Annotated in this window: 21 protein-coding genes, 1 tRNA gene and 1 pseudogene; 2 read left to right on the top strand and 21 right to left on the bottom strand. The window is 52.5% G+C overall.

Annotated elements, in window-relative coordinates:
- Nucleotides 1-66 precede the first annotated feature (66 nt).
- Both KW828_RS06355 and KW828_RS06350 read right to left on the bottom strand, forming a co-directional pair.
- Entirely contained in the window at nucleotides 67-516 is a 450-nt protein-coding gene (locus KW828_RS06355) for a hypothetical protein (protein WP_256350026.1), read from the bottom strand.
- A 225-nt stretch (nucleotides 517-741) separates the two neighbouring features.
- Nucleotides 742-942, bottom strand: a complete 201-nt coding sequence (locus tag KW828_RS06350) for a hypothetical protein (RefSeq protein ID WP_218335606.1) — start codon at nucleotides 940-942, stop codon at nucleotides 742-744.
- Between the two features lie 489 nt (nucleotides 943-1431).
- Here KW828_RS06350 and KW828_RS06345 point away from each other — a divergent pair, with 489 nt between their 5' ends.
- A complete protein-coding gene (locus tag KW828_RS06345) occupies nucleotides 1432-1710 on the top strand; it encodes a hypothetical protein (protein ID WP_218335605.1) in 279 nt (92 codons plus the stop codon).
- Here the strand turns inward: KW828_RS06345 and KW828_RS06340 are convergent, their stop codons facing one another.
- From KW828_RS06340 to KW828_RS06255, 19 genes and pseudogenes are all read right to left on the bottom strand, one after another.
- Nucleotides 1711-2178, bottom strand: a complete 468-nt coding sequence (locus tag KW828_RS06340) for a lysis protein (protein WP_218335604.1) — start codon at nucleotides 2176-2178, stop codon at nucleotides 1711-1713. It lies immediately after the preceding gene.
- Nucleotides 2175-2801, bottom strand: a complete 627-nt coding sequence (locus KW828_RS06335) for a glycoside hydrolase family 19 protein (RefSeq protein WP_218335603.1) — start codon at nucleotides 2799-2801, stop codon at nucleotides 2175-2177. The genes KW828_RS06340 and KW828_RS06335 overlap by 4 nt, the downstream gene beginning before the upstream one ends.
- Complete coding sequence (locus KW828_RS06330) at nucleotides 2798-3082, bottom strand: phage holin family protein (RefSeq protein WP_072570100.1); 285 nt, start codon at nucleotides 3080-3082, stop codon at nucleotides 2798-2800. Before KW828_RS06330 ends, KW828_RS06335 begins: the two co-directional genes overlap by 4 nt.
- Nucleotides 3069-3449 carry a phage holin family protein gene (locus tag KW828_RS06325; protein ID WP_218335602.1) on the bottom strand — a complete coding sequence of 127 codons (381 nt, stop codon included), beginning with the start codon at nucleotides 3447-3449 and terminating at the stop codon, nucleotides 3069-3071. The genes KW828_RS06330 and KW828_RS06325 overlap by 14 nt, the downstream gene beginning before the upstream one ends.
- Before the next feature lie 87 nt (nucleotides 3450-3536).
- Nucleotides 3537-3725, bottom strand: coding sequence for a hypothetical protein (locus tag KW828_RS21870; protein WP_256350025.1), 189 nt, complete (start codon nucleotides 3723-3725; stop codon nucleotides 3537-3539).
- A gap of 216 nt (nucleotides 3726-3941) precedes the next feature.
- Nucleotides 3942-4018: transfer RNA gene (locus KW828_RS06320), tRNA-Arg, on the bottom strand.
- A 221-nt stretch (nucleotides 4019-4239) separates the two neighbouring features.
- Nucleotides 4240-4395: a DUF3927 family protein gene (locus KW828_RS06315; RefSeq protein ID WP_218335601.1), complete on the bottom strand. Its 156-nt coding sequence runs from the start codon at nucleotides 4393-4395 to the stop codon at nucleotides 4240-4242.
- Nucleotides 4392-4586 (bottom strand): annotated as a pseudogene (locus KW828_RS06310) (hypothetical protein); the annotation flags it as partial. The pseudogene KW828_RS06310 and the gene KW828_RS06315, both read right to left, overlap by 4 nt.
- A gap of 108 nt (nucleotides 4587-4694) precedes the next feature.
- The gene (locus KW828_RS06305; RefSeq protein WP_218335599.1) at nucleotides 4695-4976 is read right to left on the bottom strand and encodes a hypothetical protein; all 282 of its coding nucleotides are present in this window, start codon (nucleotides 4974-4976) and stop codon (nucleotides 4695-4697) included.
- Between the two features lie 214 nt (nucleotides 4977-5190).
- On the bottom strand, nucleotides 5191-5949 hold the full coding sequence (locus KW828_RS06300; protein ID WP_218335598.1) for an antitermination protein: 759 nt from the start codon (nucleotides 5947-5949) through the stop codon (nucleotides 5191-5193).
- A 17-nt stretch (nucleotides 5950-5966) separates the two neighbouring features.
- Nucleotides 5967-6956: a DUF968 domain-containing protein gene (locus tag KW828_RS06295; RefSeq protein ID WP_218335597.1), complete on the bottom strand. Its 990-nt coding sequence runs from the start codon at nucleotides 6954-6956 to the stop codon at nucleotides 5967-5969.
- Nucleotides 6953-7642 carry a phage antirepressor KilAC domain-containing protein gene (locus KW828_RS06290; protein ID WP_218335596.1) on the bottom strand — a complete coding sequence of 230 codons (690 nt, stop codon included), beginning with the start codon at nucleotides 7640-7642 and terminating at the stop codon, nucleotides 6953-6955. Before KW828_RS06290 ends, KW828_RS06295 begins: the two co-directional genes overlap by 4 nt.
- Before the next feature lie 12 nt (nucleotides 7643-7654).
- Entirely contained in the window at nucleotides 7655-8047 is a 393-nt protein-coding gene (locus tag KW828_RS06285; protein ID WP_218335595.1) for a RusA family crossover junction endodeoxyribonuclease, read from the bottom strand.
- Nucleotides 8044-8364: a LexA family transcriptional regulator gene (locus KW828_RS06280; RefSeq protein ID WP_218335594.1), complete on the bottom strand. Its 321-nt coding sequence runs from the start codon at nucleotides 8362-8364 to the stop codon at nucleotides 8044-8046. Before KW828_RS06280 ends, KW828_RS06285 begins: the two co-directional genes overlap by 4 nt.
- Nucleotides 8361-9611 (bottom strand): phage N-6-adenine-methyltransferase, encoded by a 1251-nt coding sequence (locus KW828_RS06275; RefSeq protein WP_256350024.1) that lies wholly within the window; start codon nucleotides 9609-9611, stop codon nucleotides 8361-8363. The genes KW828_RS06280 and KW828_RS06275 overlap by 4 nt, the downstream gene beginning before the upstream one ends.
- Complete coding sequence (locus KW828_RS06270; RefSeq protein WP_218335593.1) at nucleotides 9608-10498, bottom strand: conserved phage C-terminal domain-containing protein; 891 nt, start codon at nucleotides 10496-10498, stop codon at nucleotides 9608-9610. Before KW828_RS06270 ends, KW828_RS06275 begins: the two co-directional genes overlap by 4 nt.
- Nucleotides 10488-10670: a DUF4222 domain-containing protein gene (locus tag KW828_RS06265; RefSeq protein ID WP_072570091.1), complete on the bottom strand. Its 183-nt coding sequence runs from the start codon at nucleotides 10668-10670 to the stop codon at nucleotides 10488-10490. The genes KW828_RS06270 and KW828_RS06265 overlap by 11 nt, the downstream gene beginning before the upstream one ends.
- A gap of 170 nt (nucleotides 10671-10840) precedes the next feature.
- Nucleotides 10841-11386 carry a YmfL family putative regulatory protein gene (locus tag KW828_RS06260; protein WP_218335592.1) on the bottom strand — a complete coding sequence of 182 codons (546 nt, stop codon included), beginning with the start codon at nucleotides 11384-11386 and terminating at the stop codon, nucleotides 10841-10843.
- Nucleotides 11387-11414: 28 nt separating this feature from the next.
- Nucleotides 11415-11612, bottom strand: coding sequence for a Cro/CI family transcriptional regulator (locus KW828_RS06255; RefSeq protein WP_218335591.1), 198 nt, complete (start codon nucleotides 11610-11612; stop codon nucleotides 11415-11417).
- Between the two features lie 99 nt (nucleotides 11613-11711).
- Between KW828_RS06255 and KW828_RS06250 the strand changes: the two genes are divergently transcribed.
- A complete protein-coding gene (locus KW828_RS06250; protein WP_218335590.1) occupies nucleotides 11712-12368 on the top strand; it encodes a LexA family transcriptional regulator in 657 nt (218 codons plus the stop codon).
- Nucleotides 12369-12414: the final 46 nt, after the last annotated feature.

Raw genomic sequence — 12414 nt, 5'->3', positions numbered from 1 at the left:
TGCTGGCTGACTTCCTTAAGGGGACTCATTACTTCAGTCATACTTAATGATCTGTCGAAAGCAGTCTTAAAATTTAGGGGCGATGCCATATTTTGGTGAATTTATATTGGCTGCCCAGACCTTAATTTCTTTTTGTACAATTAATGTAAAGTCTGACTTCAGGTGCTGGACCATGGCGTTAACTCTTCCTGCATCCCTGACGACATAGTGCTCAAGTTTTTCATGCCCTTGCTGCTTACACACATACTCAGAAGGGATCTGTTCGCCATTAACCAGAAGCGGTAAACTCTCTGACGGGCAACTACCTTCGGTTAAATAAGAAATAACCATGTTGGCAGTTTTAAAGCCAGCCTGTGAGATACTTATCATTACAGGACGACCATCAGAAGTTTGTGTTATATCGTACAAAACGGCATCTTTTTCATACCAGACATTGTATTCGCGTGAATTTGAGTCTGCGCTACAGTAGCCTCCAACCAAAAGACAAAGGCCAAAAATATTCTTAAGTTTTATCATGATTCGTGACTGCTGGTGAGGTCGCTATACTATTCAAAAAAAAATTGAGACAATCAAGAAATTGAGTTTCAACCTACTAAATTTGGTAACCCTGATTATAATAAACGCTAAGAAAGTCATTTTTCACTCCTGTGCAATGAAGAAACAATTTCTTAGCGTGGCTAACCGTGTTGTGCAGAGTGGAGAACATCATCAGGCGCTCTGCTCGAAAGCGCCTGGGGCTGCTTACTGCTGTTGCACATGCTCATAATGAGAAATGGTCTTTCCTGCCGGATTCATCACGTATGCAACCTCTCCCTCTTTGAGGAAGATATTCTGGTCCATGCCAGATACAGCAATACTGTGCTGTACAGGATTGAAACCTACACTCAGACCGCAATGAATCTCTTCTCCGCCGCCCGGCGACATTACTTTTACTGTCAACATGCTTCTTCTCCTGTTTCTGTTAATAAAAAAGGCCGCCTAAGCGACCTTTGATTTTTTAACGAGATCCCCCGCCTCCAGGACGGGAGTCAGCAGATCGTCCACCACAGCGAGAACCATCGCTTGCGGTATCGGAGTCATGTTGACAGTTACCTGCATACGCTTGAGTTGTTACACCCAGAGACATCAGAACAAACAGTACAGCCAGTGCCTTTTTCATTGTGCTTACCATGTATAGGCCATCATTTGACGGCGCGTTTATCATAATACTTTTTTCTGAACGCACAAAAACCATCCAACATGTGGCTAACAAAAAGAATTTAATGTTCGTGCGATGCGCATAAAAAAGCCCCGCATGAGCGAGGCTGATGTTGCTCTTTATGTGCAGGTGAATCTTCTTGGGGGTTGTCATGGCCCAATAAAAAACCCGACAGAAGCCAGGCTCTTGAATGATTATGTTATGCTTCATAGCAACTTGTAAGGAGGCAGGCTATGCACATAAATACCAAGTACAGACTTGGAGCTCTGCTCTACCTCATGGCGGCACATGCTATTGCCCTGCCACTGATGGCCCTGATTTTAGATGTGGTGATTGGCGGTAGCCTTATTGATATATGGAAAGGTTCATATTCCTTCTCTGACTTGCTTAACCATCGCGAGGATCTTTATCTCATGATGGCAGGGCTAGGTGCTGCTATAGGATTTGTCTATTGGCTCTTTTTTTACAGAAAATACCAGCATTACGACCCCATGGATAAATACTTTAAGTAGTTACTGGCATTGCCTGGTGATGTATTCCTGCAAATAACCAACCTGCTTCGTTACTGTTTCAATTCGCTCTCTGAGGGTGAAATAATCCCGCTCAGCGGCGTCAGTAAGTCGGGGGCCGGAAGCATCGACCATGCTGCCGGTGCCGGGCGATCCGTTCGCGGTACATCTTGCGTTGACTTGCAGCCGCTTACGCCCAGCAGCAACATCCCGCTCAAGCTGAGCAATAGTGGCTTTAGCATCTTCCAACTCTCCGGTGTATTTGGCATCCAGCGCGGCCACGTCACGCTGCCGCTTCTGCATGTCGGTAATGGTGTCGTTGGCCAGTTTGAGGTTATGTTCGGCGGTTTCGGCGCGGCGCTGTTCGCCAGTTGCTTTGCCGTAATAATGTAAGGCAGCCACCAGCGGCAGAATGATCACCACCAGTACAACCAGCGGTTTACACCATGTCTTCAGGAAGGCGAGGCTCATGTCAGTGCCCGCCGCGCTACCTCATAACGCTTTGAGCGGTCTTCAATGCCGTTCTGCCCGCCGTTTATGATCTGCGTCACCCGCACCACGTCCCCCGGATAGCGCATGCAACCGCTGGTGGCAAAGAACCATGCTGCTGATCGGGCTGCGTGGAGGTCTTCCGCCAGCAGTTCAGGCGTGGTGACCAGGTCAAGTTTCAGCGCGGTACCACAGCTGCGGTAATTCTCAAGCCCGGTGATCTGAATCAGACCTCGACCTCGATACTTCCAGCCATCCTGCGGACCTTTGTTGCCGAGGCGTTTGCTGTATACCAGGTTGGCGATCGCCCGCTGTCGCTCCAGTGGCAGGGAAGGTTCACCAGCGCGGCGGCCGAGCATATTCGCCTGATCCTGGGTGATACGCCCGGCACGAATGAAGCCGGCCAGCCCTGCCACGCTGTAATTGAAGCTTTCCACAAGCGCGGTAAAGCCTGTTGATTCGTGGCCGACCTGCGCAATGAACATGGCCTGTTGTACGGGTTCGGTAATACCGAATTCACGCATCGCCGCATCGATGTGCGGAAACCAGCGCGCGGCTAACCCGGCGCTGAGATTAGCCGCCCGTTGAAATTGTGTCTGGTTCATTCTGGCCTCAGAACGTAGAACAGCCGCGCCACATTACCCCGTGCCCTGAACACGGCGGCGCAGATGATTAAGTTGATGGTGACGGTTGCCCAGTGGGCGTGGAAATAGAAATCGAACAGAAAGCGGAACGGCACCGAGGCATACGCGAGTATGATCAGGTACGCCAGCCAGGACGCCCACCAGTTATGTTTCCCGCCCGGCTTACGAAACATCATCAGGCGCAGAACAATCGCGGTGCATGTCATTACGTTGGTCAGCACCAGAGGATCACTTATTACCATTGGTTCCTCCTCTCCACCTTTGCAATAACGTCAGCGGGTCCTGCTCACTGAAAAACGTGAGTGTCTTGATAGCAACGGCGGACAGGAGCACCGCGCCCAGCGCATCAAGCGGCTTGTCGTTGTAACTGGTCATGCTGGCAAGCCAGGAGCCCACCAGCCCTGAACCGTATACCCCGGCAAAATAGGAAACGATGAAGTATGCAGATCGGCGGAAAATCGTCAGGTCTGCTGCAGTGGCCACATAGAAAACGGCACCAGCGAACGCTCCGAACACGACACCATAATCAGTGCCAGTCAGCAGCCCATAAATGCTGGCTCCGGTTAAAGCGCTCGCAGCTGCAACAGAACCGGATAAAGGTTCGGACATTTAGCCCCCTCGTCATTGCTGTTGATCCTCTCAGATGAGGGGAAATAAAAAAGGCCCCCGTAAGGGAGCCTCGAAAAGACGTAGAATTTAGAGTGGCGGCTCAAGTGGGCCTTTTAGGACCTCGACTTCACCGTTGTTGCACAAGTCGTCACCACGAGTCATGTGCCATATGCCTGAAACTATAGTACCGGTGACGATGTCATCAACCGGCTCATCGGTGTAGTAAGCCACCTGCACAGTACCGTTATGGCTTACCCAGTAAAATCCTTCTCTCATAGTTGAAGTTCCGTTTGATTGAGACAGAGATTAAAGCAGCTTAAAAGCCTCAGAACGGTGAAGCCTTATTGGATAAACTGTGGTGCCGGGTGCCTCCCGGTGAGCCTGCGCCAGCACACAGAACCCGCGATGCATATGTGCAGATGCTGGATCGCCCCACCGCACAGGGGGATTCACCACATCAATACGTTAATTCCAATACATCCGTTCAGTCAATGGTCCGCCATCGAGGACTCGAACCCCGAACCGCAGAGGTAGAAGCTCCGTGCTCTTTCCAGTTGAGCTAATGGCGGATAAAAAAAGACCAGCGATTGGGGCGCTGGTCATAGGTGAGAGTATGGCCATTACTGTGTTTGTCGCGCTCACCCGAATATTACTTCCAGGAGCACTCTTTTATTCTCTTTAAAGATAGCCAGTACGGGAAATTAGCCCCTGTAACTGAACATTCATTTTTCATTTAGCTGACATGTATCACACTCTGTCAAAGGCACCTGAAGATGCCTTTTGCACAGTGTTATTTGCTGGCTCTTACAAGCGGCCAGAGTAATACGATAACTCCGGCCACCAGCATGCCGTTTGCCAGGATCGACATCATTTTTCCCGTGAAATCGATCGCCACCACCAAGAACAGCAGTACCGCGGCGGCGGCCCAGCGGAGCTTACCGATCACAGGTACTGATCCAACGGCAACTGAAGCGCCTGCGCAATTTTCTTCAACTGCGCCTCTTCTTCTTCGCCGATTCCATCATGATCGGCAATGTCCAGGCAGAGACAAAGAACGTTAACCGCATCGTCAGTACCAGCCACGTCTGCCAGTTCACGCAGTGCCTGGGCATTAGCAGAACGCGGCGATGCTTCATAACTGCTACATTTCCTTTCGGATGCGGTCTATCCGTTTGGCTTTCACATTATCTTCCCCTTCAGAAACACAAAAGCCCCGGCTATTGCCAGGGCTTGAATGATTCAACTTTAGTTTTCAAATGGGTTTCGCTTTAAATCCAACGCTTCCTGCTGCCGCCAATGGACCCACTGTGGGTTTCCAATCTCAGCATCTTCAGCTGTGTCATACGTCCTTAAATAGGAATACTCAGTCATTGCGATGCTTACGCCAGTATCAGAAAAAAGTCCATGGTAATAATTAATCCCATCACGGCTATATCCTGAGATGCGAATTTCTCGCACAACGGCTTTTATTCCATCATTGGAATTATGGCGAGCTAAAATATAACGGAGTGTTTCTGAGTTGTGCATAGTTTCACCTTCATAGAGACGAACCGCACATCCTGCGCGCATCACCCGTTGAGTGACGAACGCATTTTACCCCTTCCCTGCATTGCAGCCAATAAAAAACCCGCCGGAAGCGGGTTTTTTAACGCTGCATATACAACGCCCATCGTTGGAAAAACTTTAACCAACTTTTCCGAACATTGCAAGCATTGTGTCGCTAAAATTCAAAATAATGATTCTATCTTGTGACTTTGCGCAAAAGCTTCTCCGCATAAGCCTCTTCCTGCCAGCACTTCGTTACCAGCTTATCGATGACTTCAGCATAACCGGTGTACCACTGATGCTTTGTCAGATCCGGTACCAGTCGTTCCACAACCGCACGGGCCAGGCTGGTGGGAACACGACTGAAGCGGTGACCATTACAGCGACCGCAGATCTTCTGCACTGGCACGCCATGAAGTCTTGTGCGCTTCTCATCGAGCACGGTGCCTTTACCTTTACAGCCCCGGCAGGCAGTGCTGACCTCTCCTTTCCCGTTGCAGTGTTCGCACAGTTCCTCTACCACTTCTTGTTTTACCCTCGCTTCGACGCCTCTCACACCGGGGTGCTTCACGACGTCCTGAATTGAGCGACGAACACCATTTCCGCTACAGTGTTCGCACATAGCTTTACTGGCAGCAGATCGGGAATAATCAGCGTACGCGAACCGGACCAGGCAGCCGACGATCTCATGCCGCGCTTTCTCGCTAAGCTTATTCAGCACAGGGTTTCTCAACGCCAGCGCGTAATTAAACAGACCTTCTATAGCAGGCTGCGGATCCTGAATCCCCATTTTGGCTAAGAAGAGATTAAATCCGAGTGAAGCCTGAGCCTGAACAAAGCCCTGGGCGGCCATCACATCGGTGATTGTCAGCGCATCCCCGCCGGTGGCTGGCGTCTCATCGTTCAGCTTCGGTGATTTCGGGGAATAAAATTTAGGTAATGATTCGAGGTTCATAGCGGTCTCCACTCCGTTTACGCCAGTACGCCGATCGCCAGCGCGCGGTCTAATGTTTTCAGCAGCAGCTCGGGCTGCGTGCCATATTTTTCTTCAAACGCCTTCATGTCAGCGTGCAACTCGTCGTGATGCGCTCTGCACAGCGGTATCACGAACAGGTCATGCGCTTTGGTTCCCATGCCGCCCTGACCGTAGCCAATGACGTGATGCGGATCGTCAGCAGGACTGCTACAGCAGGCGCATGGCTGCGTCTTTACCCATCTGGTGTATTTCACATTCTCCCAGCGCTTACGCTTCGGGCGTCGCATAAAGGACTCCGGCGATTCCGGATCGATGCGTAGTGCCAGCACCTGCTTCGCTTTTTCCTCAATGATGCTAGTGGCCGCCGGTGCCGGTACCAGCTCGCTTTCGCGATACACCGACGGAATGGTTGCCACCGGCAGGCGTAACGCATGGCGCGCCAGCTCTTCGGGAATAACGTCAGCCAGATCGTTACGCACCAGCCACCAGCACAACTCCGGGATCGTCAGTTGGTGGGTATCATCAAAGCCCAGCGCCATCCGCACGAACTCAATGATCCACTGCGCCAGGTTCGTCCGGGCGATGCCCGCCAGGCGCTCAGTGAACTGGCCGCGCAGTGTGTTATCGCAGTGCCAGCAGACGCGGATCACGCCGGGCGCATGATGAAATGCCGTCACGTTTTCCATGTGATAGGTGCCGTGCGGATACTGACATTCACCGCCGCGCATCAGCCAGTTTTCCAGCCCAGACATGCCGCCGGCGCGCGCGATCACCTTCTCGTTTTCAAACACAGGTACCAGCATCGGATCTTCTGCCAGCGGCTGCGCGGCGGGCGGGATTTGCCCGGACGGTAACCCGGCCAGACGTTCCGGTTCGTTCTCCAGCAACATGCGCCCGCGGCTGAAGTGCGCCAGCAAATCAGCTCCGGGACGGAACATCACCACACCCAGCTCCCGGACAACAACCGGTTTGAGCAGTGCCCTCATGCCGCTTTTCCCTTTGCCAGATGTTCAGCCCACAGGCCGCCGATCCATTTGATGCCTTTTGCCGTAAAGCGCGCCTGGCTGAATGCGTGGTTGGTGGTTGCTGAAGTACCTGTCTTAACTTCGAACCGACCGAGATCGATATGCTGATGATGAGGTGTCAGCGTGCCCGGCAGCCGGTACATGATGTTGTTATCGATCAGGAACAGGCGGAACTCTGGCTCTTTGGCGCCAAGCAGTTTGGCCACCTGACGAAACGACATGGATCCGCGTGCGGTACAGTACCGGTCGACGAACTCCACCTTCGGCGCCGCGGCGGCCAGCTCTGCCGTCAGCTTCTGCTTTTGCTCTGCCAGATCCGCAGCGAGGCGAAGCGCATCAGGCAGAGATTGTGGCACATGGATTTGCTGCGTCTGTTCGAGCTCCTGCCAGCGGTCAACCAGCCGGGCGGTAAATTCTGGCGACAGCTGCGCCACAACGACATAGCTGTCACGCTTGTTCACCAGATAAACAGATACCGTCTGATTGAGGTGATTTTTAACATCCGCCAGTGGCGGAAGTTGAATAATGCTCCGCTCAGCCAGGCGTTCGATTGAGCGCTTCACATCGTCGTGGCGGGACTCCACCAGATCGGCAATTTCACGGCTGGACATCGCCAGCGCGCTGGTTACGTTGATTAACTCGCTCATGCTCTTCTCCACTTATTCGGCGACTGCACTCGCCACGGTTTCAAATTTGCTGATCGTGATTTCTACCCTTCCCTTCTTTATCACTGGCCCCCATTCCACCAGCATACGTTTTACCTGGCTGTCGTCCTCCCATACACCAGCGTGCGTCAGCGCGTCGAACAGCGCTTTGTTGTAGTTGTCGATGTCCCGGCGGCGGGCGTCCGGCGGGTACAGCATGATTTCAACCGCAGCGGCTTCCGCTGACGGCTTAGGTAAGCGGCGCAACTGCTCAATGATCGCCGCGCAGGCATCGCTCTGATATTTGCGCCCGGCGGCGCTAATGAGATGGCGCCCGGCCAGCGGCCCCTTATTCGGGGCGCGCCAGTAGGTGTTAACACTCGGCGGGAATGGCAGCGTCAGTTTCATACGACCACCCCGCGCATTTCGAGAAAGGCGATAGCTTCTTCCCGGGCATCCTGATCACCAGCCACCAGCGAGCGCAGCAGTGATATAGCCTCATCCTCTGCGGTCTGGCTGTTAATCGAGATGCCCCGGCTGACGCCCGGCACCATGGTGATTGCACCTTTGCGCTGAAGCGCACGTAGCAGTTCGCTCGCCGCGTTCGGAGACGCCGCGCCCATCAGGCCGGCAACTTCTTTTTGCGTTGGTGGGATACCGTGCTCTTTCTGGAAAGCCATGATCAGGGATAAAACTTCCTGCTGGCGGGCGGTCAGGTTTTTCACGCTGCATCCTCCTTCAGGGAGGCTTTGCTGCTGAAATCCTTCAGTGCGACCCGAATATTGCGAATGTTGCAGCGCGCCGCGGGATCCATTTCTTTGATGACATCCATAAATATCGGGATCGCCATGCCATATTCGTTCATCGCTTCCATACCTGCGATATTTAACCGTTCCTGCATATCGGCTTTTCGCTGGTCATTCTCGGAGAAATTAAGATCCAGCCATTCGCTGACAGCCAGATGCAAACTTTTCTCAGCGATCAGGACTTCCGCCACAGCAATGTCACCTGCACTTACCATTACAACAGTCGGCTGGGAAACATTGTCGGAGGCCCATACGTGAGCAAACTTTGACTCCTTGAAGGTGTACTCTTCCTTGTCGCCAAAAACCGCCCGGACACAGGCCCATGCCTGGATACCGCTCTTCGCAAGAATATCAACCTGGTTCAGTGGCAGGATGTCTTCGGAACTGGTGGCAGGTCTTGGCAGCGCAACTTCTTCGGCCAGATCCAGCGCTTCTGCGCATTCGACAGCCTCATCGCCTGCGACAGGAATCACTTCCGGAATATTTTGTTGCTGCATCTGGGGTAACAGGCGCAGCGCTTCGCGGTGAATTTGCGCGATAAATGCATCACCGCGCGCTTCCAGATCCTTACGGTCGATGTAGCTGATCGCCGGGCCACGCCAGTTTTTGTCGAATACAGCGATCGCCCCGGCGAAGAACGCTCCTGACGGCACCTGTTTTTCATCTTTCGGAATAAACCACTTTGGCAGATCAAAACCGATTCGCCCGCGGATAAACGATATGTGGTCGGCATCCTCCGGCCACCACACTTCGCTGGTGGCTGCCTTGATGAGAAATACATACCGCCCGCCTTTATCGCGCATCGCGCTGGCGTGCTGCATGATGTACCGCATCCCGGTGATGTATTCGCCGTCATGCTGAGATGCACGACTGTACGGTGGGTTGCCATAGGCCGCGCCATGGAGTTCATTCAGGCGAGCGGACCAGTCCTGCGTCAACGCGTTATCTTCTGCGGTGTAATACGCTTCGCATTTGCTGTTCTCGCCATCGGTGAACAGATCCAGCACCAGCGGGCCGAACATCACGTTAATACCCCAGAAAATGTTTTCGGGTGTACGCCACTGATCACCAATTTCTTTAAGCTCATGTGCCGGACGGCTGCGGAGTTCTGCCAGCGCCTGGCAATATTGGTTAAGCATGGCGTCGTCTGAAGTAAGGTCGCTCATCCCCGGAACCCCTCTGGAATCTTGTTATCGCAGGCGGTGATCGCATTAACATCCCGCTCCTGGTTTTTATTCCACGTTTCCCGCGCCGGGCGCCCCTTCGCTTCCCAGCGCGTTGCGCTTTGCAGATAGCCTTCGAACTTCTTCGGACCGAACAGCGTTTCTGGACGCATGTACTGGTACTGCTCGTCGTTCTCACGCCAGTGCTCGTGTTTCAGGTCAATCACCAGCTTCAGATCCGCAACGCTGTAACCTTCCCGCAGCCTCGCCCGGATGTTCTCCAGCGAAGTTTTGGATTTCTGGTAACGGGATCCGCTGATCAGGTTCAGATGAGAAAGCACTTCGATCGCAAAATCAGTCAGTACAACTTCCGGGTCGGGTTGCGTAGCAACCGGACAAGAGGGTTTTGGTTTTACTTGTGGATCTGTAGTTGATTTTACTGACGGATCCCCACCAGATTCTGACGGGTCAAAACTTCCGCCAGTCCTGTTTTTTGACGCCTCAAATTTTGAGGGGTCAGATTTTGATGCATCAGATTTTGATGCGTCAGAATTTGACGGGTCAGAATTTGACGGGTCAGAATCTGACAGGTGAGAGAATGCAGCGGCCTGGAGCTTTGCCACGTTCAACTGATAGACGTTCGACGCGTTGCGGTTTCCCTGACGGCGCTGTTTGCGCGAAAGCCAGTTGTCTTTTTCCAGTTGCGCGATCGCAGTACGCACGGTGCTTTCACCCGCACCAATCTGACGGGCTATGGTGCCGATGGAAGGCCAGCTGATACCCTCGTCGTTACTGAAGTCAGCCAGTCGGGCCATAATCGCCACGCTGGAGAGCTTCATGCCTGAAGCGGCGCATGCATCCCAGACGTAGCCGGTTAATTTAGTGCTCATGATCGCCCTCTATTTCCCTGAACTTTCGCTGGAACTGTTCGAGCGGGCTGAAACATTCGCCGTACTCATAACCTTTTCGCAGATAGATAACGCGCCGGGTTTCTGGCTCCCATCTGATGACCTGGACGGGGATGCCATGGTGGTCTTTGAACCATCGGTTGAGTTCACGCATAAAGCTTTCGCCCTCCGGTAATACACACCCACGATTGCCCGCGCGCGGCTGTGGTTACACGCCACCCAGCGGTTTGATATTCTGCGTTCATACCGAAACAGCGGCAGTCCCGGCACCGGGATCATCCGCAGTTGCGGTAAGCGGCAAATAGCCGTTAAACTGTTCATGCGTTAGTTCTCCACATGTTTACGAAACGCCACGGCGCCCGGAGCTGCACACTCGCGGGCGTCACTCTTTTCTGGCGCGCAGAAAATCCGATACAGCAGCGTCAAATGCTCCTGCCACTTCGCCATAACCTGATAACTGTTCTCTTCGATTTGAGCGCGTTCCGCCTGGTCAATGACACCGTCAGCAGTCGCTTTGCGAACGTATGACGAGTGCTTGCCGATCCACTCGATGGATTCCATCAGACGCTGATTAATATCGGCGTTGTCTACGTCTTCAATTTCCACCAGCGGTACGTTCACGCTATTCGACTGACGAGAAACGGCATCAGCGATGAACTTCTTACCGCTCGCCTGCTGGAGCACCATTGCCCAGCCCATCGGGAAGATCTGATCGCCACCTGCGCGCAGACGGTTGAACAATGCATCTTCGGTAACGCCCAGCCATTCAGCTGCTTCGGCGTATCCGCCAGGCAATTCTGATATGGTTTTTTTGATGGCAGCCACCAGCCATGCGGGCTGCTTTTCTACCTGCCAGTGTTTGTTATCCACGGTTCACCTCTTCTTCCTGTGGTTACTTTCAAGCCGCTGTTTCGTTAGGTTTTGCGTATAGAGAGGGATTAACTTTCAGTGCGCTTTTCGTGATGGTCTGAATTTCAAAGGCCCGACCTTTTGGGATTACGTTTCCCCATCCGGAAACTGATGCGTGAGATATACCAAGTACCCTTGCTAAATTACTCACCCCACCAAAGTAGGAAAGCACTTCATCTTTGTTCATTAGACTGTCTCTTGTAGTTAATAGGAACACTGCGATAGTAGGATAACTTACATATAGAGGTCAAGGACTCCTACATTGAAAGATGGTAGGATTGCCTACATGAATATGAATGATCGCATCCGCGCACGGCGCAAAGAGCTAAAGCTCACACAGGCCGTTTTAGGGAAGCTCGTTGGTGTAAACCGTGTAACTGTCACGGGGTGGGAATCTGGTGATTATGCTCCTGGAGGTTCGAATCTTCAGGCGCTTTCTGCTGCCTTAAAATGTAACCCCCAATGGCTGATCGATGGCGCAGGTGATCCTGATAGCGACGTCCCTGCTATGCGCCCTACTGATAAATTTGGTGTTAAGCAGATACCTGTTCTCTCATGGGTTCAGGCCGGAGAATGGACGGAGTCCGGCGCGTCCATTACTCGTGATGATGTCAAAGAGTGGATTTACACTACTGCGAACTTATCTGATGAGGGCTTTGCTCTTCGGGTTCGTGGCGACTCAATGACAAACCCCAACGGAGCACCCAGCATACCTGAAGGTTCTCTGGTTATAGTTGACCCAGATTACGGGAGCCCGTATGAAGTAAATGGACGTATCGTGGTCGCTCAAATTGATGGATCCACAGAAGCCACTTTGAAGAAATTCGTTATTGATGGCCCTGTTAGGTATCTTGTACCCCTAAATCCTAACTATAGAGTTTTAGAGGTTAATGGTAACTGCCGTCTTGTTGGGGTTGTTAAGCAAGTAGTGACAGACCTCTAATACGTCATCAAAAAAATGAAGCCGCATTATGCGGCTTTTTTATCGC

This window comes from Enterobacter sp. ENT03 (genome assembly GCF_019218745.1).
In the GTDB taxonomy this organism is placed as follows: domain Bacteria; phylum Pseudomonadota; class Gammaproteobacteria; order Enterobacterales; family Enterobacteriaceae; genus Enterobacter_D.
This window is presented reverse-complemented; position numbering and strand designations above follow the sequence as displayed.

Coding starts and splice junctions, on each gene's coding strand:
- KW828_RS06355 (WP_256350026.1), bottom strand. CDS start 516: ATGATAAAACTTAAGAATATTTTTGGCCTTTGTCTTTTGGTTGGAGGC.
- KW828_RS06350 (WP_218335606.1), bottom strand. CDS start 942: ATGTTGACAGTAAAAGTAATGTCGCCGGGCGGCGGAGAAGAGATTCAT.
- KW828_RS06345 (WP_218335605.1), top strand. CDS start 1,432: ATGCACATAAATACCAAGTACAGACTTGGAGCTCTGCTCTACCTCATG.
- KW828_RS06340 (WP_218335604.1), bottom strand. CDS start 2,178: ATGAGCCTCGCCTTCCTGAAGACATGGTGTAAACCGCTGGTTGTACTG.
- KW828_RS06335 (WP_218335603.1), bottom strand. CDS start 2,801: ATGAACCAGACACAATTTCAACGGGCGGCTAATCTCAGCGCCGGGTTA.
- KW828_RS06330 (WP_072570100.1), bottom strand. CDS start 3,082: ATGGTAATAAGTGATCCTCTGGTGCTGACCAACGTAATGACATGCACC.
- KW828_RS06325 (WP_218335602.1), bottom strand. CDS start 3,449: ATGTCCGAACCTTTATCCGGTTCTGTTGCAGCTGCGAGCGCTTTAACC.
- KW828_RS21870 (WP_256350025.1), bottom strand. CDS start 3,725: ATGAGAGAAGGATTTTACTGGGTAAGCCATAACGGTACTGTGCAGGTG.
- KW828_RS06305 (WP_218335599.1), bottom strand. CDS start 4,976: ATGCACAACTCAGAAACACTCCGTTATATTTTAGCTCGCCATAATTCC.
- KW828_RS06300 (WP_218335598.1), bottom strand. CDS start 5,949: ATGAACCTCGAATCATTACCTAAATTTTATTCCCCGAAATCACCGAAG.
- KW828_RS06295 (WP_218335597.1), bottom strand. CDS start 6,956: ATGAGGGCACTGCTCAAACCGGTTGTTGTCCGGGAGCTGGGTGTGGTG.
- KW828_RS06290 (WP_218335596.1), bottom strand. CDS start 7,642: ATGAGCGAGTTAATCAACGTAACCAGCGCGCTGGCGATGTCCAGCCGT.
- KW828_RS06285 (WP_218335595.1), bottom strand. CDS start 8,047: ATGAAACTGACGCTGCCATTCCCGCCGAGTGTTAACACCTACTGGCGC.
- KW828_RS06275 (WP_256350024.1), bottom strand. CDS start 9,611: ATGAGCGACCTTACTTCAGACGACGCCATGCTTAACCAATATTGCCAG.
- KW828_RS06270 (WP_218335593.1), bottom strand. CDS start 10,498: ATGAGCACTAAATTAACCGGCTACGTCTGGGATGCATGCGCCGCTTCA.
- KW828_RS06265 (WP_072570091.1), bottom strand. CDS start 10,670: ATGCGTGAACTCAACCGATGGTTCAAAGACCACCATGGCATCCCCGTC.
- KW828_RS06255 (WP_218335591.1), bottom strand. CDS start 11,612: ATGAACAAAGATGAAGTGCTTTCCTACTTTGGTGGGGTGAGTAATTTA.
- KW828_RS06250 (WP_218335590.1), top strand. CDS start 11,712: ATGAATATGAATGATCGCATCCGCGCACGGCGCAAAGAGCTAAAGCTC.